Annotated in this window: 27 protein-coding genes; 22 read left to right on the forward strand and 5 right to left on the reverse strand. The window is 40.0% G+C overall.

Features of this window, described 5'->3' with window-relative positions:
* Positions 1–2 precede the first annotated feature (2 nt).
* From WA352_RS16700 to WA352_RS16755, 12 genes are all read left to right on the forward strand, one after another.
* Positions 3–1,616: a hypothetical protein gene (locus tag WA352_RS16700; RefSeq protein ID WP_033134174.1), complete on the forward strand. Its 1,614-nt coding sequence runs from the start codon at positions 3–5 to the stop codon at positions 1,614–1,616.
* Positions 1,617–1,668: 52 nt separating this feature from the next.
* On the forward strand, positions 1,669–2,937 hold the full coding sequence (locus WA352_RS16705; protein ID WP_033134175.1) for a hypothetical protein: 1,269 nt from the start codon (positions 1,669–1,671) through the stop codon (positions 2,935–2,937).
* The gene (locus tag WA352_RS16710) at positions 2,934–3,236 is read left to right on the forward strand and encodes a hypothetical protein (protein WP_033134176.1); all 303 of its coding nucleotides are present in this window, start codon (positions 2,934–2,936) and stop codon (positions 3,234–3,236) included. Before WA352_RS16705 ends, WA352_RS16710 begins: the two co-directional genes overlap by 4 nt.
* Positions 3,233–3,619, forward strand: a complete 387-nt coding sequence (locus WA352_RS16715) for a hypothetical protein (protein WP_033134177.1) — start codon at positions 3,233–3,235, stop codon at positions 3,617–3,619. Before WA352_RS16710 ends, WA352_RS16715 begins: the two co-directional genes overlap by 4 nt.
* A 7-nt stretch (positions 3,620–3,626) precedes the next feature.
* Positions 3,627–4,493: a LamG domain-containing protein gene (locus tag WA352_RS16720; protein ID WP_336143352.1), complete on the forward strand. Its 867-nt coding sequence runs from the start codon at positions 3,627–3,629 to the stop codon at positions 4,491–4,493.
* Between the two features lie 11 nt (positions 4,494–4,504).
* Complete coding sequence (locus WA352_RS16725; protein ID WP_336143353.1) at positions 4,505–6,493, forward strand: hypothetical protein; 1,989 nt, start codon at positions 4,505–4,507, stop codon at positions 6,491–6,493.
* Positions 6,486–6,716, forward strand: a complete 231-nt coding sequence (locus WA352_RS16730; protein WP_336143356.1) for a hypothetical protein — start codon at positions 6,486–6,488, stop codon at positions 6,714–6,716. Before WA352_RS16725 ends, WA352_RS16730 begins: the two co-directional genes overlap by 8 nt.
* Before the next feature lie 57 nt (positions 6,717–6,773).
* Positions 6,774–7,055: a phage holin gene (locus WA352_RS16735; RefSeq protein WP_241345336.1), complete on the forward strand. Its 282-nt coding sequence runs from the start codon at positions 6,774–6,776 to the stop codon at positions 7,053–7,055.
* Positions 7,045–7,257, forward strand: a complete 213-nt coding sequence (locus tag WA352_RS16740; RefSeq protein ID WP_241345337.1) for a hypothetical protein — start codon at positions 7,045–7,047, stop codon at positions 7,255–7,257. Before WA352_RS16735 ends, WA352_RS16740 begins: the two co-directional genes overlap by 11 nt.
* 183 nt (positions 7,258–7,440) lie before the next feature.
* Complete coding sequence (locus WA352_RS16745; RefSeq protein WP_241345338.1) at positions 7,441–7,971, forward strand: hypothetical protein; 531 nt, start codon at positions 7,441–7,443, stop codon at positions 7,969–7,971.
* A 26-nt stretch (positions 7,972–7,997) separates the two neighbouring features.
* Positions 7,998–8,177 carry a hypothetical protein gene (locus WA352_RS16750; RefSeq protein ID WP_005312839.1) on the forward strand — a complete coding sequence of 60 codons (180 nt, stop codon included), beginning with the start codon at positions 7,998–8,000 and terminating at the stop codon, positions 8,175–8,177.
* Between the two features lie 98 nt (positions 8,178–8,275).
* Positions 8,276–8,833, forward strand: a complete 558-nt coding sequence (locus tag WA352_RS16755) for a lysozyme (RefSeq protein WP_336143358.1) — start codon at positions 8,276–8,278, stop codon at positions 8,831–8,833.
* A gap of 222 nt (positions 8,834–9,055) precedes the next feature.
* Here the strand turns inward: WA352_RS16755 and WA352_RS16760 are convergent, their stop codons facing one another.
* Positions 9,056–9,994 (reverse strand): hypothetical protein, encoded by a 939-nt coding sequence (locus WA352_RS16760; protein ID WP_033134606.1) that lies wholly within the window; start codon positions 9,992–9,994, stop codon positions 9,056–9,058.
* A gap of 233 nt (positions 9,995–10,227) precedes the next feature.
* Here WA352_RS16760 and WA352_RS16765 point away from each other — a divergent pair, with 233 nt between their 5' ends.
* Positions 10,228–10,698, forward strand: coding sequence for a YaiI/YqxD family protein (locus tag WA352_RS16765; RefSeq protein ID WP_005151751.1), 471 nt, complete (start codon positions 10,228–10,230; stop codon positions 10,696–10,698).
* A gap of 7 nt (positions 10,699–10,705) precedes the next feature.
* Positions 10,706–11,599, forward strand: a complete 894-nt coding sequence (locus WA352_RS16770; RefSeq protein WP_033134605.1) for a DMT family transporter — start codon at positions 10,706–10,708, stop codon at positions 11,597–11,599.
* Positions 11,600–11,612: 13 nt separating this feature from the next.
* Here WA352_RS16770 and WA352_RS16775 read toward each other — a convergent pair whose 3' ends face one another.
* Positions 11,613–12,194: a PilZ domain-containing protein gene (locus WA352_RS16775; protein ID WP_005204919.1), complete on the reverse strand. Its 582-nt coding sequence runs from the start codon at positions 12,192–12,194 to the stop codon at positions 11,613–11,615.
* A gap of 25 nt (positions 12,195–12,219) precedes the next feature.
* Here WA352_RS16775 and WA352_RS16780 point away from each other — a divergent pair, with 25 nt between their 5' ends.
* The 4 genes from WA352_RS16780 to WA352_RS16795 all read left to right on the forward strand — a co-directional run bounded on the left by WA352_RS16780 (position 12,220) and on the right by WA352_RS16795 (position 17,880).
* On the forward strand, positions 12,220–13,455 hold the full coding sequence (locus tag WA352_RS16780; RefSeq protein ID WP_004805624.1) for a lipoprotein-releasing ABC transporter permease subunit: 1,236 nt from the start codon (positions 12,220–12,222) through the stop codon (positions 13,453–13,455).
* Positions 13,448–14,137 (forward strand): lipoprotein-releasing ABC transporter ATP-binding protein LolD, encoded by a 690-nt coding sequence (gene lolD / locus WA352_RS16785; RefSeq protein ID WP_004654642.1) that lies wholly within the window; start codon positions 13,448–13,450, stop codon positions 14,135–14,137. Before WA352_RS16780 ends, lolD begins: the two co-directional genes overlap by 8 nt.
* Complete coding sequence (locus WA352_RS16790; RefSeq protein ID WP_336143362.1) at positions 14,130–15,365, forward strand: lipoprotein-releasing ABC transporter permease subunit; 1,236 nt, start codon at positions 14,130–14,132, stop codon at positions 15,363–15,365. The genes lolD and WA352_RS16790 overlap by 8 nt, the downstream gene beginning before the upstream one ends.
* A gap of 88 nt (positions 15,366–15,453) precedes the next feature.
* Entirely contained in the window at positions 15,454–17,880 is a 2,427-nt protein-coding gene (locus WA352_RS16795) for a DNA internalization-related competence protein ComEC/Rec2 (protein WP_241345136.1), read from the forward strand.
* Position 17,881: 1 nt separating this feature from the next.
* On the opposite strand, the gene WA352_RS16800 is transcribed toward WA352_RS16795, so the two are convergent.
* Complete coding sequence (locus WA352_RS16800; RefSeq protein WP_033134567.1) at positions 17,882–18,838, reverse strand: lysophospholipid acyltransferase family protein; 957 nt, start codon at positions 18,836–18,838, stop codon at positions 17,882–17,884.
* Positions 18,839–18,977: 139 nt separating this feature from the next.
* Here WA352_RS16800 and sppA point away from each other — a divergent pair, with 139 nt between their 5' ends.
* Together sppA and WA352_RS16810 are read left to right on the forward strand one after the other, a co-directional pair.
* Positions 18,978–20,000 carry a signal peptide peptidase SppA gene (sppA, locus tag WA352_RS16805; protein WP_033134568.1) on the forward strand — a complete coding sequence of 341 codons (1,023 nt, stop codon included), beginning with the start codon at positions 18,978–18,980 and terminating at the stop codon, positions 19,998–20,000.
* A gap of 158 nt (positions 20,001–20,158) precedes the next feature.
* Positions 20,159–20,950 carry an alpha/beta fold hydrolase gene (locus WA352_RS16810; RefSeq protein WP_033134569.1) on the forward strand — a complete coding sequence of 264 codons (792 nt, stop codon included), beginning with the start codon at positions 20,159–20,161 and terminating at the stop codon, positions 20,948–20,950.
* A gap of 37 nt (positions 20,951–20,987) precedes the next feature.
* On the opposite strand, the gene purN is transcribed toward WA352_RS16810, so the two are convergent.
* Together purN and purM are read right to left on the reverse strand one after the other, a co-directional pair.
* Positions 20,988–21,617 carry a phosphoribosylglycinamide formyltransferase gene (purN, locus tag WA352_RS16815; RefSeq protein ID WP_171061089.1) on the reverse strand — a complete coding sequence of 210 codons (630 nt, stop codon included), beginning with the start codon at positions 21,615–21,617 and terminating at the stop codon, positions 20,988–20,990.
* A complete protein-coding gene (purM, locus tag WA352_RS16820; RefSeq protein WP_033134570.1) occupies positions 21,614–22,684 on the reverse strand; it encodes a phosphoribosylformylglycinamidine cyclo-ligase in 1,071 nt (356 codons plus the stop codon). The genes purN and purM overlap by 4 nt, the downstream gene beginning before the upstream one ends.
* 134 nt (positions 22,685–22,818) lie before the next feature.
* On the opposite strand from purM, the gene cxpE reads away from it, so the two are divergent.
* Together cxpE and WA352_RS16830 are read left to right on the forward strand one after the other, a co-directional pair.
* On the forward strand, positions 22,819–24,012 hold the full coding sequence (gene cxpE, locus WA352_RS16825) for a chloramphenicol efflux transporter CxpE (protein ID WP_004805641.1): 1,194 nt from the start codon (positions 22,819–22,821) through the stop codon (positions 24,010–24,012).
* Between the two features lie 20 nt (positions 24,013–24,032).
* Positions 24,033–24,731, forward strand: coding sequence for a DnaA ATPase domain-containing protein (locus tag WA352_RS16830; RefSeq protein WP_004805642.1), 699 nt, complete (start codon positions 24,033–24,035; stop codon positions 24,729–24,731).
* The last annotated feature ends 48 nt before the right edge of the window (positions 24,732–24,779 follow it).

The following is a 24,779-nucleotide window of genomic DNA, read 5'->3' on the forward strand; positions in this document are numbered from 1 at the left end:
TCATGAGCTTTTATCTTCCGCAGACATCAGAAGTTGTACCATCACAAATTACTTTAAAAGCATTTGATACAACGACAATTCAAGTCAAATATCGTGACACATCAGGCACGGGAAGCAGTTCAACTACGGTGACGGCAGACAAGCTTAAGTTTGATTTGACACAAGGATTTGATGAGCAAATTTTATCTAATTCGGTGCGATTCAAGCTTGGTGCAGATACGTTTATTGATCGTACCGGCCTGCTGTATCGAAATGTAGATAGCTCAACAGGCAGTGGTACCCAGTCTGGCACAATCCAATATGGTACCGGTATTGCCGAGTTTGATACGTGGACATCAAACGTTGATAACCAATTAACGTTGCAAGCCCTAACAACAACGACAGACATGTTGCCGATTCATCATGTGAGTTTCCGCACGCCAACAATCCCGATTCGACCTGGTTCTTTAACTGTTGTTGTAGCAGCAATGGCGGGCGGCCAATTAACACTTACGGCCAATGAGGCAGGCATAATTGAAACTGATGAGGCACATGGTTCTATTAACTACGAAACAGGCTTTGTAGATATTTATTTCTATAAGAAAACCAAAAAGTCTGATCATCCTGAAATTGTGAATGAGCCTTGGTACGATCCTTTGCTTGATTATACGGATGGTGGCAACACTGTTTGGGTTAATGCGCCGTACTGGATAGATGCTATGAGCATACGCTATAACGCTGTTGCCTATACATACATTCCTCTTGATTCTGAAATTCTGGGATTGTCTGCTACTCGCTTACCTGCAGATGGACGTGTCCCTATTTTTCGGGTGGGTGACATTGGGGTTATTGCCTCATCTAAAAAGCAGGAATTGCCAAGCCATGTTGCTGGCCAAACCTATCAATTAGATGATCAGCGCATCTCGTGGTGTGAGCTTGAAGATAGTAACGGTGTGAAAGTTCCGTTCGATATGTATGTGGTTGATTATGACTATGGTCGAGTGACGTTAAGCGGTGACTTTGCCCTAAATAGTCTTGTTGCCCCAATTTCGGCAGCATATCGTTATCAAGACATGGGTTTGATTAACGATGTACAGATTAATGGCCAGATTACTTTAACCAAGCCTGTGACTCACAACTATGATGCGGACAACTCGATTGTAGGTTCAGCGCTGGTTGTTGGCGATATGTTTAGTCGCTATACAAGCAAATTTGCACAAAGCACTTGGAATAACGCTTGGGCTGACACAGCAATAGGTGCGCCGATGTCAGCAAACTACAACGATGCCTTGTATCCGATTCAGATTACAAACAAGGGTGCGATTCAGGAACGTTGGGCGCTGGTATTCACTGATATTTCAACTTTTAGAATCATCGGTGAAGTATCGGGTCAAATTGGCACAGGCACAACTACAAATGACTGTGCGCCAATCAACCCAGTCACCAGTGAACCGTACTTTCAAGTTAAAAAAGAGGGCTGGGGTGCAGGTTGGGCAAATGGCAATGTTTTACGCTTCAATACCATTGCTGCCATGTACCCGATCTGGTGTATTCGTACAGTGAAGCAATCTGAACCTACAACATTAAGTGACAACTTCCAGATTATGTATCGTGGCGATATTGATCGGGATATTTAAATAATTAACCCAAAGGGCTGCATGCGCAGCCTTTTTTATTGAGTAAATAATCATGGCGACAGATGTAGATGTTCAATACTTTAGCCACTTAAACGGCTTAACTTTGGGAAATAACTGGGGCGACATGATTCGCTTGCTTGACACCTGTCTTGTGAATGGCTTGCCTTTTACAAGTGTAACGAGTGCAAGTATTGATGCACAGGGCGATATTACCCTGAATTTATATGCAGCACATAATGCCTTGTTATTTCAGATCGTTGAATTGACAGGTTTTTCACCATCAGAAATTAACGGTAAATATCGTATCAAAGGCACACCAACGCCCACACAGCTTGTTTTAAAAGCAGAACATGCTGGCAAAACAATTAGCACAGTCGGCACGGCAAAATTAGCAGCACTGGGTTATGAGATTATTTTTCGCGATTTAGGTGATGTTAAGCGTGTTTATCGTGCTAAAAATCCACGCTCAGAGCATCCGTTTATCCGTGTAGATGAAACGATTTCAGATGGCACAAATAGCTATACATCAACATACGCAAAGTATGCAATGGTTGGTTTGCTTGCACATATGGATCATATAGATGATTTTAATAATCCAGATGTTTTGCAACTTCCATTAGATACAAACGATCCTGCAAAAAACTGGAAGATAACAGGTACGGGGACAGGGGTTGTACGTGGATGGAGTCGATGGTATTGGGCGAGAAGCACTCCACCCGATAACTCTAATACGTCAAATGACACGACTGTGAGCAATGGTTCTCGTAAGTTCTCATTAATTGGAGATAGTTCTACATTTTACTTATTAACAGAATTGGTGGTGGGTAACACTGGTAAAATATTAAATGGTATTGGTTGTATTAATAGTGATATTGAACTAATAACAAAAAATTGGTTTTTGATGTGTACGCTATCTGAAAAATCCGCATCACAATTACAAGGAGATCAATATGGTTACTGGGCAAATGCTGTGGGCTATCAGCCATTAATGCGGAATAGTACGACTGGGTGCTTTTATACTACTGCGGACTTAATAGGTCTTAATAATCATGCATACGCATATCCAATACAGCATGATTTCAATAGTGGGTCATCCAATGTCTTTTCGGGCACAGCCACTCCTGCAATTGAAATTCCTTTTTATGATTCTAATAAAAAATTAAGGGGGCAACTACCTCATATTTTATATGCTGGAAAAGTCTTAAATGCTCAAAGTGATACTCAATATTTTCTATCAGAGAAATCTATGTATGTTTCAGATATTGCAATGAGCACTGGTTCGATTGGGGGTTTTTATTTCTACTTAGGAGAGTTAGAGTGAAGCCAGTATCTCGTAAAGTTATGCCGTCATCAAACAACCTACAACCAACAATATTAACTCCAACGTCTGTAATCGGCAGTGTAAAAGGCAGTGTTAAAAAACTTGGTCAAAACTATCAAAATGCAACTGTGGTTTTATACAGTAAGGCTAATTTGCAGCCCATTGCGATTAGAAAACCAAAAGAAAACGGTGATTATAGTTTTATGGGGTTAACTACAGATATGAAAACATTTGTAGTCGCATTTGATGCAAACAAACAATTCAACGCAGTCATTCAAGATAACGTGGTGCCAAAATGAGTAAAACATCAGTCAAAGCTCGGCTTGCCATGATTCAAGCCTTTGCGGAATTTATGGATAGCGGTAGCCAAAGTGCTACCGTTATTTTTTATGAGGGCGTGCAGCCAGCGGACACATCAGTGGCAGCCGATTCAAACAATGTACTGGTCACACTAACTTTTCCTGAGCCATGCGTTAAAGAAACCACGCCAACTTATGTTGAATTTCATCCGACTAACACAGGCTCGGTTATTAAGTCTGGCACAGCTACATGGGCACGGATTTATAACGGTGCAGGTGAAGTCGCCGCTGATCTAACTGTGGGTACAGATATATCTCTAGCTAATACTAATTTGGCTTTGGGCGGTACACTGTCAACCACATCAATAAAACTTAGACCGTAGGTGATGTATGTCAGGTGTACGCTTAGAGTGGGCGCAATTTGGCGATTTTGATTCATTTGATGTGATACGTTCTGATACGTCACTCGCAAGTGTTGCTGATATTGATTTACCTAGCCCAATCGCAACTAATCTTAAAACCATGTATTACGTGGATACGACTGTAGCTGAGGATAGTACTTATTATTACAAAGTCAGAGCATGGCGTGATGGTGTAAGCATGGTGAGTTCCGAGATCAGATGTATTGCCAACATAGATCAATATATTGAATTCGTGGTATCACGGTCAAATATGATAACTTCTCCGATCACTGATTTGAGGGCACATACGTTCGCTAATGTTGGCGCTGTTTCTGTAATTGATGATACTGATGCTATTGATGGTAAAGCAGTTAGTTTAAATAATAGCTATATATCTACAGCTTATTCGGAAGATTTTAGATTTGATTCAGATTTTACAGTTGAAATTCGTTTTAAGTATAGTAGTCATCAAAATTACAGTGGGATTATATGTTGTGGGCAGTCAATAGGAAATTGGCGCGGTTGGAATATTATTTTTAATAATACATCAAATGTGGTTCTTGTTGAAATTAATAAAAAACTTAGCGTAGTTAGTACAACAGCATTATTAACCAATACTTATTATCACATTGCGTTAAGCCGTAGTGGTACAACATTGCGATTATTTGTCAACGGAATATTGGAAGCAACAGCAACTTACTCTGGTGTAATTGATGCAACAGCAACAAACTCAGCATTGTTAATTGGAGTTGAGCGTGAAGGAAATCTTAAAACAACAGGAATTTTCGACTACTTTAGAATCACAAAAGATTTGTGTAGATATACAAGCAATTTTACACCACCCAGTAAAATATAAGCGGGGTGTGTATGAGTTCAAACATTACAAAACCCAATAATTTAACAGCACAATATCAAGAAAACCCTGAATCAAGCACACTCACACAGCCGTATGACTTACAAGCTGTTTATGATGAAAATGCTGGTGGTGAACAGTACGATTACACGATTGATACTGTTTTGGACACTAGTTTTGGCTTTGAAGTTGTTGCTGTATTTAGTGAAAATACCGATGTTGTCGGGCAAATTGATACTGTCTTAGATACGAGCTTTATTTTTGAAATTGAAGCAGTATTTAGTGAAAACCTATGCACGATTGATACTATTTTAGATACCACATTTCAATTTCAAATTGATGCGGTATTCGATATTAATCATATTGTCGGGGTGTCTTATGCATTTGACGCTACTTATCAAGAGGCTTTGCCTGCATTGCTTGAAAGTCACGTCAAATACAGCAAATCAATATTTAAGGCGCAGAACAGCGCCTTTGTTTTTGACCGTGGTTTGACAATATCAAATGCAGTTACTGATCAATTTGAGAAAACACAGGTTTTACATCGTGCGGTTAAAACTGTATTTGAGCAAGCAACAGGTTTAAATCAAGACTATCGTGTCGTTTGGCAAGAGAACGATAAACGTTTTATTGCTCGAACTTTAGTGTTTGAAGAATCGGAAAAGTTGCTGATCAATCGACAAACTGATTGGCAGGAAATGATTCGAAAACGCAAGCAGATTACGTTTAGTCATGAAGTGGCTCATGTATTTGAAAAGCGTTTTACATTTGAATGGGATAAGGGTTTAGAGTTCATCACAACCGATTCAATAGACTGGGATGTTGCAAGACCTGTTTATTATCGAAAGTCTGAAATCAAACCTTTTCCACCTGTGCCAATTCCTGAGTATGTCGGCTCAACAGATTTAAATTTCGTATGTTTATGTCATGACGTTGATGCGCATAACGTCATTTTAAACTTTGGGGTTGATGACTGTATTCCCGCAATTCCAAATCAAAACTGGTGGTATATTGTGAATGAAATTGAAGTATCACGCCTTGATAACGGGCAAAAAATACATGTGTTCAACGGCAGCTATAGAACAGACCGCAGCAGTTGGTGCTGGAGCTATAATCTAACGATTCCAGCACTTGAATTATCAAAGCTTGATCCGATTGCTGGGCAGCCCGTAATTCTTAAAATCGTGGTCAATGGCTATCAGCATCTTATGCTTTTAGAAAATCGCACACGTTCACGCCAGTTTGCGAGTGAGACCTACACGTTGACAGGGCGAAGTGTATCAGCCTTACTTGATGCGCCAAGTTCACCACCACGTGCTTTCTTGCAAGAAAATGAGCGTACATCGGTGCAGTTGGTACAAGCTGAAATTGATCGTTCTGCTTATCCAGATTTAACGCTGAACTGGCAACTGATAGATGCGTTGGGTTGGATCGTACCGACTGAGTCATTTAGTTATAGCGGATCAACCCCAGTCAAGGCGATTCAGGAAATTGCGGCGGCAGGTGGTGGCTTTGTTTATAGTGAAGCGGATAGCCAAGCGATTACAATTAAGCCGCTTTATAAAAAGACATACTGGGACCCAATTGCAGTAGCTGAATACGATATTTTGTTGCCAGAATCTATCGTCACTGAGCAATCCACTGATTATGAAGTTTACCCAGACTATAACGGCATCACACTCACAAACGACAAAACTGGCTTAACTGGTCAAATCAAGCGCACAGGTACTAGCGGCAATGTGCTGTATGAATCAGTGAATAATCGCCTATTTACGAGCGATCAAGTCATGGGGGGTTATGGCAAATCTAAACTTGCAAAAGCTGGACTTGTTGAAAGTCACACTTTCTCAATGCCACTTACAGGTGAAATAGGGCAGTGTAAACCTGCTGATATTCTTGCTTTTAATGCTGAATTTTGGGGTGTGGTCGATAGTGTTAGTGTGTCATTCACATACAGCAAAGTGAGGCAATCTGTGACCGTGGAGCGTGTGAATAATGAGTAATGCACTATCAAGGTTTTTGGATTTACTTCCCAAAACACCTGAATTTATTGCAACAGTACAAAGTGCAAATCATCCAAATTACAAGGTTTTGGTTGTGGACGGGACAGGACTTGTACTCTGTACCAGTTCAACGCCATTTAATATAGGGGATCGAGTTTATATCAGTGGGCAAAATATTGTGAGAAGTGCGCCCACGGGCGCAGTGACACAAATCGAAGTGTAACTTTAAAACAAATGAAGCCGCCTTTTTGGCGGTTTTTTATTATCTGGAGAAAAGTGAATGCAAGAACAAGCAGCAAGCGCGGTTGAAGCTGCTACAAACACAATCGCAGCAGCATCACCAAAAGTATCTTATGCATCAGGGGTGGCATCAGTGGCAGCGTATGCAGCAAATATTGATTGGGCAGTATGGTTCTCTGTCTTTATTGGTGTAATCACTTTTTTTATGACGTTGTACTTTAAGCGGCGTGATGATAGGCGAGCAGAGGAGATCCACGAATTGCGAAAGAAACAATACGAGCAAACTAAAGAACGTATAAAAGGTGATTTAGATGACAAGTGAACAAACACGGGCTTATCTGGCCTTTGCCTTAGTTGCATTAATGTTTGTCCTGGTAATCGCATTATTCATTGTTGATATGCCACGTGAAAACAGTAACTTAATAAACACGGCCTTGGGTTTTATTGCAGGGGCAATGACCACCGCTTGCGGTTTCTACTTCGGTAGTTCAGAGCAAGAAAAGAAAAAAGATAAAGATATTTAGATCACATCATTAAACAGCCGCCTTCGGGCGGCATATGGATATCCTATTGGTATTTGGTGAATAGTAAAATTTTTATAAAAAATGGTGGATATTTCAAACTATTTATTACTTTATGTTTTTATAATATTTTGTTATCTTCCGTAAGCAAAATTACTATTAGGGGAATAAACATTGGACATTTTTTTGTTCGACGAAGAATCATTAAGAACTACATCAAGGAATTGGATTGATTGCGGAATTGCCATAAACTTAGATGATGAATTAATTGAGCTTAATGAGCAATTTTTTGAGCATATACAGGTTAGTAAATCATTTGGTGATTATTTAAAAAGAGAAAGCCTCAATACATTTATTGGTATTTGCGACAAAGATTGTGAGCATCCAAACATCATTGTTGAGGTTGGATATCATCGCCGTGGACGTGAATTGACACTAAAGATTTTCGATATTTATATAAGCCCCCAACTTGATAGTTTGTTAGATTCAGATTATGATGCGAAATATGCAGAATATTTAACCTTCTTGGTTCAAAGATTCTTGCAACATGCAGACAGTTCTGGTAGTGCTACCAAAATTTATGCACGTACTGACATTAGTCAATCATTCTTGCAACTGCTTCATCAAGCTGCAAAATCTGTGCAAACAGAGTTAGACAAGGCAGGTTTATCTGTAGAATTTGAAGGCAAGCGTTGGCTTGCTTTTCGTCGCAAATAACCGTTAACCAGCATAGGTGGAATACCATGAGTATTATTTCATTACAAAAGCATGTTCAATTAACTAATACTAAAAATGAAAAAGTTAATGAATTAATTGCTAATTGCTTCAGCTTGGCTTGCGCTAAGACTGGTAGCTTACGAGATGTTCTTAAAGGGGATATGAAAATTATGGTAAAAAATTCTCGACTACGAAAAGCTTCGTAAAAAGAAACCTCCTTCGGGAGGTTTTTTAATGCCTTAAATTTAACATTCTTAAGCCGACTTGAATTAAGTCGGCTTTTTCACATCAAGAGGAAAGCGAAATGGATAAAAAACCTTTTTTCGATGCTGCACGTGAACTAGCGGGTGGCAAGCTTACGCAGCCACAAGTGAATGAATTAAACAAAGTCGCAGATGCACTTAACCCAAATCAAGCGATGGCTGCCAGTCAAGTCGGCATCAACGTAATTACCAGTTTTGAAGATCTGGTACTTACAGCTTATGACGATGGTGTTGGAGTCTGGACAATTGGCATAGGCACCACAGTTTACCCGAATGGCGTGAAGGTCAAGAAAGGGGATTCATGCACTTTGGATCAAGCCAAGACTTACTTTGCACACGATTTAAAACGATTCGAAGCTTCAGTGAATAACCTTGTGAAAGTTCCGCTTTCTCAGAATCAATTTGATGCTTTGGTTTCCCTTACTTACAACATCGGATCTACTGCATTTAAAAACTCAACATTGCTCAAAAAGCTAAATGCTAAAGACTATGCAGGTGCTGCCGATCAGTTTTTACGTTGGAACAAGGGCGGTGGCAAAGTCTTAAAAGGTTTGGTTCGTCGCAGAGAAGCAGAGCGAGCACTCTTTCTAAAGAAGTGACTATTATGTGCAAACGCTCATGCATTGCTTCAATCGTCACAGTGCTGTGCTTGCTTCTATCAAGCTGCACAGCGAACACAATTAACAGTAACGTTCATGTTGGTATATGTGTAAAAGCCCTCTATTGAGGGCTTTTGTTTGCTGTGTACATAAGTGTGTACATATTAATTTTTATTAGATACTAATTTACACATAAGTTTTTGAATTTAATTAATTTTATAACTAAACTCTTGTATTTTTAGCATAAATATTGGCCTGAATCCATAGGTTACCGCGAATATATTGTCCAATGTTAAAGTTTTTATACAATTCATTCTTGGTTGCAATACGGATCAAGATTGCAGGTAAATCATCTTCTAATACCAGTGTCACATCATAAAGGGTATATTGTTCTTGCATAAACTGCATAGAAGTTTTGCCAACGATATTACCTTGGAACCAAGCTTCATCTTCTTGACCTAATGTTTCACCAAATAAGTAAGCTACCATTTTAGAAAAGTCGACAGTGACAGGTTCTTGATCTTCTGGTGTTTTTGGTTGCCAGTCATTAATCAATTCTTGTAAATTGTCAGGGGCAATTCCATTATGCTCTGTCAAAATCGCATTTAATGCGCGATGATGCTTAATTGAAGCTGGGTCATCAACAATGATTTTCTCATCAGCCGAAACCGTTTCTAATTCATATGCCCAAGCATTAAATTGAACTTGATAGGTTTGATTCTTGTCATATTGACAGCTATTTACACTGAATAAATTATCGAATGCATAAATAACGGTATTTTTATTTAAGTTCAAACGTAATACTGCCTGAGTTGAAGAATCGCAGGTAATAATTCGCTCGATTTGCGCATCATATTTATATGGGCTATCAAAACTTGGAAATGCTGTTTTCAATGCACGAGGTTTTTGATCTTCAACCGCAATAATTTGATTAATCGAAACAGCTTCGCCACTCGGACCTTGAATCAACCAGAATGATTGATCCATTTCATGTTCGTCCTGACACAGGCCCATCGGCATTACCGGTGCATCAAGAGCCAATCCTAACCATTTGGGAACATCCGTTTCGGGAGTATCTGTCAGTAAGTTCCAATGCTCGACATGATTACCGAAATTTTGATCTTGAATTTTAATGATTTCTGGACTGTTTTGATTTTTCATAAAGCGTAATGCTAAAAAGATTGAACTTATTCTATTAAATCGAGGGTAACTGTCATATTTCAAGTCTGAATCTGTAATTCTCTACAATTAATTTACTTTTTAGCTCGAAATATCAATATGCTGCTTAAGTATGTCTTAAACGAACTGTCGATGTGAATAGTAGGATGATCTTCACTCTACTTTTCCAGTAATCTGTTACACTATATTTTTTACTTTCATGAGCTTTTGCCAACGTGCTGCCATTCAAATTGTGGGTAGATGCTGATGCTTTGCCTAAAATTTTACGTGAAGTTATTCTACGTGCTTCTGATCGTTATCAACTTGAAGTTATTTTTGTTGCCAATCAAAATGTGGGTATTACGCCGTCACTGCGGATTAAATCAATTCAAGTGATGAGTGGTGCCGATAAGGCCGACCAGGAAATTGTAGATCGAATGCAAGAAAATGACATTGTCATTACGCAGGATATACCGCTTGCAGCACAAGTGATTGAAAAGGGCGGGATTGCAATCCATCCGCGAGGTGAGATCTATACCACTGCAAATGTGAAAGCGCGTCTGCATTTGCGAGATTTTATGGATACTTTACGTGGTGCAGGAGTTCAAACCGGTGGGCCTCCTCCGATCTCAGAACGAGACAAGCGAGAGTTCTCAAGTTCACTGGATCAGACCATTTTAAAACAGAAACGTAAGACAGCTTCTTGAGTCGGTTATGCCATCACGTATTAACCTCATGCTTACTTATGGGCTATTAGTCTTTATTTGGGCAACTACACCTTTAGCGATTGTATGGAGTGTCTCCGACCTACATCCGATGTGGGCATTGGTGATCCGCTTCTTTATTGCTTTGCCTTTGGCTGTAACGGTGTTATTGCTGTTGAAGGTTAAGTTCCCAGTCCATAAAATTGCAGTATTCAGTTATGCTGCGGGTTCATTAAGCCTGATTGGATCGCAAATCTTTACCTATGCGGCAACAGCTTATTTAAGTTCTGGATTGATTGCGCTGATGTTTGGTTTGGCGCCGATTATGGCCGGTCTAATTGGGCGCTTTGGCTTCCAGCAAAAACTAGCGGGTTTACAGTGGTTAGGGATGGCAACATCGATTGTTGGATTAGCCATGATCTGCCTGAGTGGTAGCCAGCAACATGTGCAGCCGATTGGTATTATTTTAATGCTGATTAGTGTTTTTTCTTATTCATTGTCAATTTTTCTAGTGAAGAAGATTAATGCAGATTTGCCTGTCATGGCACAGGCAACGGGTTCAATTCTGGTTTCAACAATATTCGCAACCATGTTAATCCCGTGGATCTGGCAATATGTTCCAACACATTTCCCATCAGCCAAATCATTATTGGCATTGGCTTATACGGTGATTATGGCATCGTTGATCGCCATGTTCTGCTACTTTAAATTGGTGCAAAATCTAAAAGCAACCACATTGTCATTAACAACGGTGATGACGCCAATGTTGGCGATCTTGATCGGGGCATACCTGAATCACGAACAATTGTCCGCTCAGGTCTTTATTGGGGCGAGTATTATTTTATTTGGACTACTCCTTTATTTCTTTAAAGATTTAAGAGCATATCGCCGTTTAAAAATATAAGAAAATGTGGGGATTAATTACTTTCCGTTTGTTGTGTTTGTTGAATACTGGCCGCTAATTTAGCCCGATCTTGCGGATTTAAAGTAATGAAATACGCGCCGATACGGAACTTACCTTGTTCGTCTGCCGTGCTATGTGCCACTTGTGCTGTTGCTGCAATATGGAAGAAATTTTCTGGGTGGCTCAAGGTAATATGGATATATGTGCCTTCAATAATATCTTGCGAACTATAAAAACTTAAACCATTCTCCGAAAAATTTACTTGTTCAGGAACGGGCAATAAGGATTGCACGATATTGTCGTAAAAAGAGCCTGTAATCAGATTCAATTTTTGGTTAAAAAGGGATAAGATGCGAGCAATTTGTTGATCTTTTTCATTTAATTGTTCTAATTCGTAGCGAAACGCATGATCAAATTGATCTAATTCTGCAAGTAGTAGAAAATAGCGTGGCAAAACGAAATGAGAATCATACGGGTCATTCAACGCAACATCATCTGGAATGATTTGATAGTTGATTCTCAACACAGCATCAATACGAGACATCACTCGACGTTCAGTGTTGTCGTCAACAAGATGATGTTGTGAATTTTCCATAATAAATCACCTCGGACTAGATGGTATGTTTAAGCCAATTTCGCTGTATATAGGGTTGAGATACACTCGTGCTCAGCGGAGTAATCATTTTATTTCTTTTGTCGCTTTAGTTTCCATGATCGGCTTGACGCTTGGTGTCGCTGTTCTCATTACAGTGCTATCTGTTATGAATGGTTTCGATCGTGAATTAAAAAATCGTGTCCTTGGAATGGTTCCACAAGCCACTGTTTCTTCTACTCAAATTCTAACAGATTGGCCTGAGCTTGTAAAAAAAGTTGAGAAGCATCCGCATGTCACTGGTGCTGCACCTTTTACTCAATTGCAAGGGATGTTAACTGGGCAAGGGCAAGTTGCAGGCATTATGGTGACGGGGATTGATCCTGAATATGAAAAGAAGGTTTCGATTATCCAGAACCACATGGTTTCAGGTGATTTAAATGCATTAAAAAAAGGCGAGTTTGGGATTGTCCTCGGCAAGGATATGACCGATGCACTCGGCCTTGGCTTAAATGACAGTGTGACTTTGGTGTTGCCTGAAGCGACACCGTCACCCGCAGGTGTGGTACCTCGTTTTAAACGTTTTAAAATCGTGGGGATTTTTAGTGTCGGTGCAGAAGTGGATTCAATGGTCGGTTATATCGCCTTGAATGATGCTTCTACTTTATTGCGTTTACCTGATGGTGCACAAGGTGTACGCCTTAAAGTGGATGATATTTTTGCTGCTCCCGAAGTAGTTAACCAGATTGTTAAACAATTACCTGATAATTTTTATGCAACAAGCTGGAAGGAAACGCATGGGAGTTTATTCAGCGCAGTAAAAATGGAAAAGAACCTGGTCGGTTTGCTGTTATTTCTGATTATTGTCGTGGCAGCATTTAATATCGTATCTTCATTGGTGATGGTGGTCACCGATAAAAAGGCGGATATCGCAATTCTGCGTACTTTAGGCGCCTCTCCAAGATTTATCACGTCTGTTTTTATTGTACAGGGCACCATCATTGGTGTTGTGGGTACTGTGATCGGGGTGATTTTAGGTAGCAGTTTTGCATTAACCATCAGCGATTTGGTGAGCTGGTTAAATCATACCTTTGGACTGAATTTATTTAGTGGTTATGTGATTGGCTATTTACCTTCCTATTTACGCTGGCAAGATGTACTGATTGTTGTGACAGCATCTTTATCTATCAGTTTTTTAGCAACAATTTACCCCGCTATTCGTGCAGCGAAAACGCAACCAGCTGAGGCATTACGTTATGAGTAAGATCGTTCTAGAATCAAAAAATATCTTTAAGCATTTCGATGATGGCAAAAGTAAAGTTGAAGTGATCAAAGGCTTATCTCTTCAAGTCAATGCGGGCGAGTTTGTTTCAATTGTGGGTTCAAGTGGTTCAGGTAAAAGTACCTTATTGCATGTGTTAGGTGGCTTGGAGCAGCCTTCACAAGGACAAGTATTTTTACAAGGCCAACGCTTTGATAATTTAGGCGAGGCGGAGCGTGGCTACAAGCGTAATCAATACCTTGGTTTCGTTTATCAGTTCCATCATTTACTCCCTGAATTTTCAGCTCTAGAAAATGTGGCTATGCCATTAATGTTGCGCAGAGAAAGCAACTTTAAGGACGTGAAAAAGCAGGCTGAATATTTACTGGATCGAGTAGGTTTATCCCATCGTATGGATCATAAACCAGGCGAATTGTCGGGTGGTGAACGGCAACGTGTGGCGTTGGCCCGTGCATTGGTGACCAAGCCAGCTGTGGTGTTGGCAGATGAACCAACAGGAAATCTGGATCGTAAAACAGCACTCAATATTTTTGAATTGCTCACCGATTTGAAAAAAGAGCTCAACATGGCAATGTTGATCGTGACCCATGATGAACAATTGGCACAGTCAGCAGATTCAATTTTGCATATGCAAGATGGTATATGGGTGGGTGAGCATGTTTAAACCCATTTCATTTTATATTGGGCTGAAATACACACAAGCGAGAAAAAAAAGCCGTCTGGTGTCTTTTATTTCGTTGATGACCATGATTGGTCTCACTTTGGGTGTGGCGGTACTGATTACAGTTTTATCTGTGATTAATGGTTTTGACCGGGAATTAAAAAACCGTATTTTAGGCATTGTGCCGCAAGCGACCATTGCCTCAACACAAATTATGACCAATTGGGATGGTCTGGCGAAAGATATCGCTAAACAGCCTCATGTTGTTGCAGTTGCGCCTTATACCCAGTTACAAGGGATGCTAACTACACATGGTCAAGTGACTGGGATTTCGATCTCGGGGATTGAGCCAGAATATGAAAAACAAGTCTCTATTGTTCATGACTATATGAAAGCAGGCAGTCTAGATGCGCTGAAAAAAGGGAAATATGGAATCGTATTAGGACAAGATTTAGCTGATAGTTTGGGACTTAAACTTAATGATCCTGTAACACTGGTTTTACCAGAAGCGACCAGTTCATCGGCAGGTGTTGTGCCTCGATTTAAACGTTTTGAAGTGGTTGGAATATTCAAAATCGGGACTCAAGTCGATTCGATGGTGGGATATATTGCACTCAATGATGCATCAACTTTATTACGCTTACCAGATGGTGCGCAGGGCATACGTTTAAAGCTGGATGATATTTTTGCCGCACCAGAAATTTCTGAGAGCATTATCAAAAAATTACCAAGTAATTTTTATGCTTCTAATTGGACATATACCCAAGGTAATTTATTTAGCGCCATTCAAATGGCAAAAAATATGGTGGGGTTATTGCTTTTACTGATTATTATCGTGGCTACTTTTAATATCATTTCATCTTTGATGATGTTGGTTACCGACAAAAAGTCAGACATTGCAATCTTACGTACTTTAGGGGCGTCTCCCTTATTGATCACCCAAATTTTCATGGTGCAGGGGACAATTATTGGTGTGATTGGAACGGGTTTAGGGACTGTTTTAGGCATTATTCTATCTTTAAGCATTGGTAATATTGTGTCATGGATCAATACCACCTTTGGCTTGAATCTACTCGATGCGTATTTTGTGCATTATCTGCCTTCCTATTTACGCTGGCAAGATGTCTTACTTGTTGTGAGTGTCTCGCTACTGTTAAGCCTACTCGCAACAATTTATCCAGCATTACGTGCAGCTAAAGTTCAACCTGCGGAAGCATTACGTTATGAATAGTGCATAAATATTGAATTAGACCTCTTGTTAAAGCCCTGAAAAAGGGCTTTAATTTTGTCTTTAGAAAAACTAAATCTAATTTTAAGAAATGTTGAAAATTGTTTTAATCAGCTGGATTGCTGGTATTGCCCTGATGGGACATGATTTTAGCTTTGCCGCACAAACTTGGTGGATTTGGCTAACATTAGCAGCCGTGATATTTGGTCTGGGTCTATATAAAAGAACGTTATATTCTGAATCTGTTGCCTATAGGTTGTTACTCTTATGTAGTGTCAGTTGGGCCTTGTTATGTACAGGTTTTTATTATGCAGATTCAGCCTTGCAGCAACGGCTAAAACTCAAAGAAATTGAAGTACAGCCTTTTGAAGCCATTATATATATCAAAAAGATTGACGAGTTAAGCGACGATGGGCAGAAACAAATCGCAGAAGTACTTAATCGGCACACACAGCCCGTTGATTGGGTACTTTATATAAAACAACAAAATAATCCAATTGTTCAGCAGCAAGAGTTGCAATTAGGTCATTATTATCGTCTATCTGGGAGGATAAAACCTGCACATAGCTATGCTGTCGCAGGTGCATTTGATCAGGAAAAATGGTTTTTACAACAAAATATCATGTCTGCTTATCAGGTCAGCGACATCCAGTCTTTAAGTCAGGATCAGATCTATCGTTTGGGCTACCACCAGCATCTTAAGCAACAACAGACCCTACAAGAAAAATTTTTGCTCAATGTTGAAATACTGCGCTTGTCATTCCGTGAAATGTTACAAGCGAGTACGCTACAGCACAAAGGGTTGTTATTGGCTTTGCTGACTGGTGACGAAAGCTTGTTATCAAATCGTTTAAAGCAACAATTCCAACAATTAGGTCTTTCACATTTATTGGCAATCTCTGGGCCACATGTCTTGGTTTTTGCGCTGATGCTGACTTGGGTATTAAAGTGCATGGTTCAGCGTTATGCGCCAAAATTATATTTATGGCAACCACGACAGGTGTTAGTACTGTTGCCTTTTGGATTCAGTGTACTGTTGTATGTGGCCTTTGTCGGTTTTGAAATTCCTGCATTGCGAACTTTATTAACCGTAATTATTGCAAGCATTTTTCTATGGTTTAGACAGTCGATTCAACCATTTGCATTATTGATTTATAGCGCAAGCTTATTGCTGATCTTTGATCCATTCAGTATTTTGTCTGCTGCATTTTGGTTGTCCTATGGGGCGTGCTTTATTCTGCTGCGCATCTATCAAACGATTAGGGATGTACCTCAAGAACAAGTCATCACAACGACTCAAAAACTACTTCTAGCGGTGAAGCTTCTGATTGAGTCGCAATGGAAAATCTTCATTGCATTACTCCCTTTGGTACTTATTTTCTTTCAGCAGATTTCATGGCTTGCGCCGATCAGTAATTTGATTGCCATCCCATTGCTTAGTGGCGTAGTAGTGCCTTTAGGGATTATCGCAGCATGTATTTGGTTGTTGATTCCTACGCTTGGGCAACTACTATTTCAGTTGAGTGATGGATTACTGGCTATTTTGTTATGGCTACTCAATAGCCTACAGCGCATTTCACCTGAGTTATATGGTGTCAGTTACACTCCCTTGATGATGTTGGGTTTTATTATTGGTATCGTGATTCTATTTCTGCCAAGAGGCACAGTCTCCAAGATCTGGTCGCTGGTGTGCTTTTTACCGATTTTTCTTGGGATAAAAGTCCAATCAACGGTATTTACTATTCTTGATGTTGGACAGGGACAGGCTATATTTTTACAGCATCCAGAACTGAGTCTAATGATTGATACGGGTGGGTCATATGATGAAACTAGGTTTAGTTTGGGCGAGCGCGTCATCATTCCTTTTTTAAGGCAGCAAGGGATACGGGCATTGGATCATGTGATTTTGTCTCATCTGGATCAAGATCATAGTGGTGCATTTACAGCAATTCAAAATGCTTTTGCAATCACTCAAGTGCAGTCCAATGACCGCAATGAAAAAATGCCATTTAAAAATAATTTCTCATTGTGCCAACAAGGTCAGACTTGGTCATATTCAAATCTAAAAATAGAAATTTTATCACCCGATCAAGAGGGCTTGGCTGTTGCCACATACCAGCAAAATGAGCAGTCTTGTGTCGTTTATTTACAATTCCTGAATGCACAACCGTATCAAAATTTTCTGATTATGGGGGATGCGGGGTGGGAAACCGAATATAAGCTATTGCAGCACTATCCTGATTTAAAAGTGGATGTTCTAGTTTTAGGGCATCATGGCAGTAAGTATAGCTCTGCCTATGATTTTTTAGCGACATTAAACCCTAAATTAGCGATTGCCTCAGCTGGGTTCGATAATCGTTACGGCCATCCAAGCCAAGAATTACAAAGTCGTCTTCAATCCTTAAATATTCCTTTGCTGAATACAGCACAGTCAGGCAGTTTAACTTTTTTATTTGAAAATGGTGTTACTGAATTAAAGCAACAAAGACAGCAATGGAAGTGGCTACAGCGAGAATAGTCTAAGCTTCTTTATTTTGCTGCGTTTGTTGACGAACTTCAGCCACTTTTGCCAGTGCTTCTTTTTCATCAATATCGTAGATTTTTTTTAAAGCGGGATTAGCGCGAAAACGTTTGTAGCTCCAGTGATAATGTTCTGGATAACGTCGAATCAGTTGTTCTAAAGTTTGATGGATAATTAACGTGCCATCTTCGGCATTACCTTCATAGATTTGAGGATTGATCGGTTCGACATACATATCAAAGCCATCTTGATCATTTCTTTTTGTATAGATGAGGAGGGCCTTGGCCTTGGTTTTTTGAATCAGTTTGGCACTGAGGCTACTGGAGGCAAGCGGAATACCAAAGTAGTTGATCATGTCCCCGCCATGATCAGGGGTATGGTCAGGTAAAATCGCAGTAGTTCCACCTTGTTTCAAGGCCTTAAAAATCTGTCTAACCCCGCTTTCATCGGTAGGAACCAGATGGGCTAGTTCGCGACTACGTGCATCACGGACAAACTGGTCAGCATCGGGATTTTTAACTGGTTTATAGAGGATCGTCATTTGGGTGTATTGTGATAACCATGCGTTCATGACTTCCCATGTACCAAAATGAGGAACGACTAATACCAACCCTTTCTTTTCTGCAACAGCTTCATGGAAATAATGTTCACCCTGAATGCGATGGATGCTCTTGATATTTTTTTCATTTGTTGAACCCCAAATACTCAAAAACTCGAAATAAGAGGTCAGTTCGTTTTGTATTGCTTGTTTGGTGAGTTTTTGTCTTTGTTGTTGTTCCATTTCAGGAAAAGCAATTTGTATATTCAAGCTGATAATTTTTGAAAGCTTAGACAGCGGGAATGTATTGACTAAGGCTGCAACCAAGCGTGCAAAAAACCGTCCCAATTGGAGTGGCTGATGACTAACAAGCTTGATAAGACGATAACTTGAATTGTTTGATTTGGGCTGGGTCATGTATTCAAAATTAGAAAAATTACAAAGGAAAGTATAAAGCAAAAAATAATTATAAGTTAAGACAAGTTATTTAAACAGTTTTACTCAAATCCGCGTATATAATAAAGTCACTTTTTAAAATATATTGGATTGGAATCTTATGTCCGATTGGCCACCAAAACCACAAAATGAATCTACAAATAGTAATAATGTGACAGGCAAAGAATGGCAAATTTTAGAAAAAGCTGTTCTTGCTTCTGTGGAAGAACAACGTCGTAGCCGCCGTTGGAGCATCTTTTTTAAATGCTTGGGTTTTGCATATTTGCTGATTGTATTATTGGCAATGACCAAGAGCTGTACCTCGTCATCAGATAAAGCAACCACCAGTATCAGCAGCAATCACTTGGCTGTTGTTGATATTGTGGGAACCATCGATTCATCTGCTGGCCAGTCTACTGTGAATAGTGAAGATACCAACAAAGCTTTAAAACGTGCATTTGAAGCGAGTGGCAGTAAAGCAGTTGCATTGAATATCAATTCACCAGGCGGTTCACCAGTGCAGTCGGATGAAATCTGGCAAGAAATTCGTTACTTGAAAAAACAGCACCCAGATAAAAAAGTCTATGCGGTGATTGGGGATATGGGCGCATCGGGTGCATATTATATTGCCTCAGCAGCAGATGAAATCATTGTCAATCCATCTAGCTTAGTGGGTTCGATCGGTGTAATTATGCCGAACTATGGCTTAAGTGGCTTGGCGCAGAAGTTAGGCATTGAAGACCGTACTCTGACTGCGGGTAGTAATAAAGATATTTTAAGTATGACCAAGCCACTTGATCCAGCACAGAAACAACATGTGCAGTCGGTGCTTGATAATGTGCATACTCACTTTATCAATGCAGTGAAAGAAGGGCGTGGTAAACGTTTGAAGTCAAATGACCCAGCTATTTTCTCTGGATTGTTCTGGACAGGTGAACAGGCTGTTGCTTTAGGTGTTGCTGACCGTAGTGGTAGTTTGACCACATTGATGCGTGATCTGAAGATTGAGCAAAAAGTAGATTATACCGTTCAACGTAATCCGTTAGAATCAATTCTAGGACGTATGGGGGCGCAGCTCGGTGCAGGTATTAGTAGTTCGCTTGCTGCACAGCTAGAAACTCAGCAGAACGCGAAAATACAATAATAGATAGGCTTTGATCAAAGCACTATGTTGATTTTAAGGAGGCTGTGTATATCACAGCCTTTTTTATGCTAAAAATAACTGGACAGTTATCCTTTTAATTTGCAATACATATGTAGAGCAGGATAATTGACCAATCAGTGAAAATAAAAGACAAGCTTATGAAACCTTTGATTCATTTTGCCCATGCCAATGGCGTTCCATCTAAAGTTTATCAAAAGCTGTTTGATCAATTAAAAGATCAATACGACATTATCTATGTTGCAGAAATTGGAAATGACAAGCGCTATCCAATTACCCATGGTTGGACGCACTTAGTCGATCAGATTATTGATAGCATTGTGCAGCAAGCACAAGGGCGTAAAGTGATTGGCTTGGGGCATTCATTGGGTTCAGTTTTGACACTGATGGCTGCTTATCGCCGTCCTGAACTATTTTCACAAGTCATCATGCTTGATCCACCACTCATTATTGGTAAAGCATCCTTTGTTTTTCATCTTGCTAAAATCTTTAAACCTAAATTAGTGGATAAAATCACCCCAGCTGGCTTGTCGGTACGTCGTCGTGATCATTGGGAGTCGCGTGAACAAGCTGCGGAGCTGCTAGGTTCGAGAGGTTTTTATCAGTACTTTGATCCAGATTGCTTTCAAGCTTATATCGACTATGCCCTGACAGATGACCCACAAAATGGTGGTGTCACACTGACCATTGCGAAAGAGGATGAAGTGGCAATGTTTAGGACTACGCCATCCATGTGGTGGTTACCGATGCCAAAACCTCCTGTACCTGTACATTTGGTTGTGGGGCAAGACAGTATTTTCTTAAAAGAAAAATTCCCGCAAGTGGCGAAAAAGAAATTGGGTATCCCTTTTTCTGTAATGGAGGGCGGACATATGTTCCCATTAGAGCATCCGATGGAAACAATAGAGAAAATTAAAAGTTTAGTGGTTTAAATCAATAAAAACGCATCCTAGGATGCGTTTTTATTTTTTAGAACTGTGCAAACTGAATTGGCCGTTCTAAAGGTTTCTGATTGAAATAGGCTTGACCATTTTGCCAGGTCAGTTGACCTGTACAGAACCATTGTGCAACTTGAGGATAGATAAAGTGTTCAAGTTCATGCACACGTTGCGCCAAGCTTGTTACCGAATCCTGCAAACCAACTTGAATTGCCGATTGCGCAATACTTTGTCCTGCATCGAGTTCTGCTGTTACAAAATGAACGGTACAGCCATGCAAACGATCTCCGGTATTTAATACACGTTGATGTGTATTCACACCTTTGTAGAAAGGCAGCAGAGAAGGGTGGATATTTAACATTTTGCCTTGCCATTTGCTAACAAAACTTGGTGTTAAAATCCGCATAAAACCAGCAAGGATCACGAGATCAACTTGCCATGCTAATAATTGTTGATGCATGGCGTCATCGAAGCTTTCGCGATTTGGATAATCTTTATGTGAAATAACAGCGGTCGCAATATTGGCATCTTTGGCACGTTGTAATGCATAAGCATCAGCTTTGTTGGATAAGACACCAATGATTTGCCCTGAAAGATTTGCATCGATCAGGGCCTGTAAGTTGCTACCGTTGCCAGAGACAAGGACAGCAATTCTCATTATGCAAAGATCACGCGAATTTTTTCGTCTGCGCCTTCAACTGATTCAGCATTTTCTTGGATATAACCAATTTTCCATGCTTTTTCGCCTTGAGCATTTAAGAGATCGATAGCTTTGTCTGCTTCACTTGCATCAACTGCAATCACCATACCTACGCCACAGTTAAATGTGCGGTACATTTCAAAGCGTTCTACGTTGCCTTCACGTTGTAACAACTGGAATAATTCAGACCATTCCCAGCTTGCTTCATCAATGACAGCTTGAGCACCATTTGGAAGTACACGTGGTAAGTTACCTGGTAAACCACCGCCAGTGATATGTGCCATTGCATGAACATCAACTTGTTTGCAAAGTTCAAGTACTGGTTTTACATAGATGCGTGTTGGTTCCATTGCCACGTCGGCAAGTGGACGACCATCGACGATTTGAGTTAAGTCTACATTCTTAACATCTAAAATTTTACGCAATAATGAGTAACCATTTGAGTGTGCACCACTAGATGCTACACCAAGAAGTACGTCACCAGATTTCACTTTAGTTCCATCGATAATTTTGCTGTGCTCAACCACACCAACAGCAAAACCAGCAAGATCGTAATCTTCACCTTCATACATACCTGGCATTTCAGCAGTTTCACCACCGACCAATGCACAACCAGCAAGTTCGCAACCTTTACCAATACCTGTTACGACATCTGCTGCAACATCAACATTTAAATGACCAGTCGCATAGTAGTCGAGGAAGAATAATGGCTCAGCACCACAAACAAGTAAGTCGTTTACACACATTGCAACGAGATCTTGACCAATCGTGTCATGACGGTTGAGGTTTAGTGCTAAACGTAATTTAGTCCCTACACCATCTGTTCCTGATACTAAAACAGGTTCTTCATAACCTTTTGGAATTTTGCATAGGGCACCGAAACCACCAAGACCGCCCATTACTTCAGGACGAGTGGTGCGTTTAGCGACAGATTTGATACGATCGACCAATGCGTCTCCCGCTTCAATGTCGACGCCAGCATCTTTATAGCTTAAACCAGTATTTGGGGTAGAAGTTGAGTTGCTCATAGTGAAGTCTCCGCAGTGGCGGCAGATTATAACCTGAATATACGAAACTCTTATGTTATTTATGCTCGAAAATGCTATCTTTAATTAAAATTTTTTTCCATTTATAACGATTACACGAAAAAAGGCTAGATTTTATGCAAGATCAGGTACTACGTCGTATCTTTATCCTCGCTGGGCTCGCATTACTCCTTTGGGTGCTCTATCTATTAAAGCCCATTGTGATTCCTTTTGTAGGTGCTTTTTTCATTGCCTACTTGTTTAGCCCGCTTGTGGATGTTCTTGTCAAAATTAAATTGCCCCGTTGGCTCGCAATCAGCATCGTATTTATTGGTATTGGTGTGACTTTGACCATGGTTTTATGGTTCTTAGTACCATTGATCTGGAAGCAATTGATGTATGCGCGGGATAGTATTCCTGCGGGAATTCATTGGATTAATGCAACCTTCTTACCGTGGGTATCACATACTTTTAATGTGGTGCCGATGGAAATTGATACTGAGCAGATTACCAAAGCTTTTATGGATTATATCCAGACCAACTACAGTGCTGACAGTATTCAAACCATGGCATTAAGAGTTGCCCAATCTGGATTGAACTTTATTCAGTTGGGTGGTGTGGTGATTTTAATTCCAATTATCTCATTCTACTTTTTGCTTGATTGGGAAAGAATGCTGCAAAGCTTTAGACGTTTAATTCCACGTCCTTATGAAGCGTCAACGTTAACCATCGTTCGTGAATGTCATAGTGTATTAGGTGCTTTTGTTAAAGGCCAATTCCTTGTCATGCTTCTGTTAGGCATTGTTTATGCTGTTGGTCTACAACTGATTGGTCTTGAGGTTGGCTTGATTATTGGAATGATTGCTGGTTTAGCAAGCATTATTCCTTATTTAGGCTTTGGTGTCGGGATTATTGCTGCCGTAATCGCAACACTGTTTCAGTTTGGTTTGGACTGGACGCAGCTACTTCTGGTTGGTGTTGTGTTTATGATTGGACAGATGGTCGAAGGCTATATTCTTCAGCCATTCTTGTTGGGAGATAAAATTGGTTTATCTCCAGTCGCAGTGGTTTTTGCTGTATTGGCTGGTGCACAACTTGGTGGTTTCCTTGGAATGTTAATTGCCTTACCTGTGGCTGCTGTCATTGTTGTATTATTAAAGCACGCACGTGATAATTATGAAAAAAGTCGCTTATATGGATTACCAACAGAAGTTGTGTTGGTGGAAGGTGAAACTCAACATATAAATATTGAATCAGGTCATGTAGAGCTTGATATTCAAATTAAAAACTCTCAAGATACAGAGACTTCAAACTCGAATGACTTAAAGTAATTGAGGAACAAATTAAGTATATGCGTCAACTACAACTGGATATAGAACCTCAACTCGATGCTCGAATCAGTGATTTTTCGGGACCGGGTTGGGGACCTGTGGTTGATGCAGTTCGACAGCTACATGCTGGGTTGGTGAGCCGCTTTTATGTCTATGGCGGTGCTGGAACAGGTAAGAGTCATTTGCTTTCAGCGATCTGTGATTCATATTTAGAGTTAGGTCGACCTGCAATCAAAGTTTCATTATTAGAATTATTAGATGCACCCATCGAAGCAATCACGTCTTTAGAATTTTATGATTTAGTTGCATTAGATGATATTGATTCGATTAGTGGCGTTCCACATTGGCAGAAAGCCGTTTTTCATTTAATGAATAATCATGAAGGGCAGTTGGTTTTTTCTTCTCGTGTTGCGCCAATTGAGCTAAAGCTTGAATTACCAGATTTACAGTCAAGGTTGACTCAGGCTGTCAGTGTAAAAGTGCCGAATGGTAGTTCCTATATTGATCGGCATGCTTTACTACAATCGGTTATGACTCGACGTGGTATTCATTTTGATCAACAGATCGTAGATTACTTGTTAAGCAATGGTCCGCATCAGGCATCAATTTTATTACAGACACTGGCTCAGTTGGAAAAAATGCTAAAGGGTGAAAAAACTAAGCTTTCAAATACAACACTTAAGCAGATTTATGCTTTGATTGATGAATATCGCCAATAGCATAAAATTTCTTGAGTAATTTCGAGAGCTATGACAAAGTACGCACAA

Origin of the sequence: Acinetobacter sp. 102 (assembly GCF_037028485.1) — a bacterium.
GTDB lineage: Bacteria > Pseudomonadota > Gammaproteobacteria > Pseudomonadales > Moraxellaceae > Acinetobacter > Acinetobacter higginsii.

Coding starts and splice junctions, on each gene's coding strand:
- WA352_RS16700 (WP_033134174.1), top strand. CDS start 3: ATGAGCTTTTATCTTCCGCAGACATCAGAAGTTGTACCATCACAAATT.
- WA352_RS16705 (WP_033134175.1), top strand. CDS start 1,669: ATGGCGACAGATGTAGATGTTCAATACTTTAGCCACTTAAACGGCTTA.
- WA352_RS16715 (WP_033134177.1), top strand. CDS start 3,233: ATGAGTAAAACATCAGTCAAAGCTCGGCTTGCCATGATTCAAGCCTTT.
- WA352_RS16720 (WP_336143352.1), top strand. CDS start 3,627: ATGTCAGGTGTACGCTTAGAGTGGGCGCAATTTGGCGATTTTGATTCA.
- WA352_RS16725 (WP_336143353.1), top strand. CDS start 4,505: ATGAGTTCAAACATTACAAAACCCAATAATTTAACAGCACAATATCAA.
- WA352_RS16730 (WP_336143356.1), top strand. CDS start 6,486: ATGAGTAATGCACTATCAAGGTTTTTGGATTTACTTCCCAAAACACCT.
- WA352_RS16735 (WP_241345336.1), top strand. CDS start 6,774: ATGCAAGAACAAGCAGCAAGCGCGGTTGAAGCTGCTACAAACACAATC.
- WA352_RS16740 (WP_241345337.1), top strand. CDS start 7,045: ATGACAAGTGAACAAACACGGGCTTATCTGGCCTTTGCCTTAGTTGCA.
- WA352_RS16750 (WP_005312839.1), top strand. CDS start 7,998: ATGAGTATTATTTCATTACAAAAGCATGTTCAATTAACTAATACTAAA.
- WA352_RS16755 (WP_336143358.1), top strand. CDS start 8,276: ATGGATAAAAAACCTTTTTTCGATGCTGCACGTGAACTAGCGGGTGGC.
- WA352_RS16760 (WP_033134606.1), bottom strand. CDS start 9,994: ATGAAAAATCAAAACAGTCCAGAAATCATTAAAATTCAAGATCAAAAT.
- WA352_RS16770 (WP_033134605.1), top strand. CDS start 10,706: ATGCCATCACGTATTAACCTCATGCTTACTTATGGGCTATTAGTCTTT.
- WA352_RS16775 (WP_005204919.1), bottom strand. CDS start 12,194: ATGGAAAATTCACAACATCATCTTGTTGACGACAACACTGAACGTCGA.
- WA352_RS16780 (WP_004805624.1), top strand. CDS start 12,220: ATGTTTAAGCCAATTTCGCTGTATATAGGGTTGAGATACACTCGTGCT.
- lolD (WP_004654642.1), top strand. CDS start 13,448: ATGAGTAAGATCGTTCTAGAATCAAAAAATATCTTTAAGCATTTCGAT.
- WA352_RS16790 (WP_336143362.1), top strand. CDS start 14,130: ATGTTTAAACCCATTTCATTTTATATTGGGCTGAAATACACACAAGCG.
- WA352_RS16795 (WP_241345136.1), top strand. CDS start 15,454: ATGTTGAAAATTGTTTTAATCAGCTGGATTGCTGGTATTGCCCTGATG.
- WA352_RS16800 (WP_033134567.1), bottom strand. CDS start 18,838: ATGACCCAGCCCAAATCAAACAATTCAAGTTATCGTCTTATCAAGCTT.
- sppA (WP_033134568.1), top strand. CDS start 18,978: ATGTCCGATTGGCCACCAAAACCACAAAATGAATCTACAAATAGTAAT.
- WA352_RS16810 (WP_033134569.1), top strand. CDS start 20,159: ATGAAACCTTTGATTCATTTTGCCCATGCCAATGGCGTTCCATCTAAA.
- purM (WP_033134570.1), bottom strand. CDS start 22,684: ATGAGCAACTCAACTTCTACCCCAAATACTGGTTTAAGCTATAAAGAT.
- cxpE (WP_004805641.1), top strand. CDS start 22,819: ATGCAAGATCAGGTACTACGTCGTATCTTTATCCTCGCTGGGCTCGCA.
- WA352_RS16830 (WP_004805642.1), top strand. CDS start 24,033: ATGCGTCAACTACAACTGGATATAGAACCTCAACTCGATGCTCGAATC.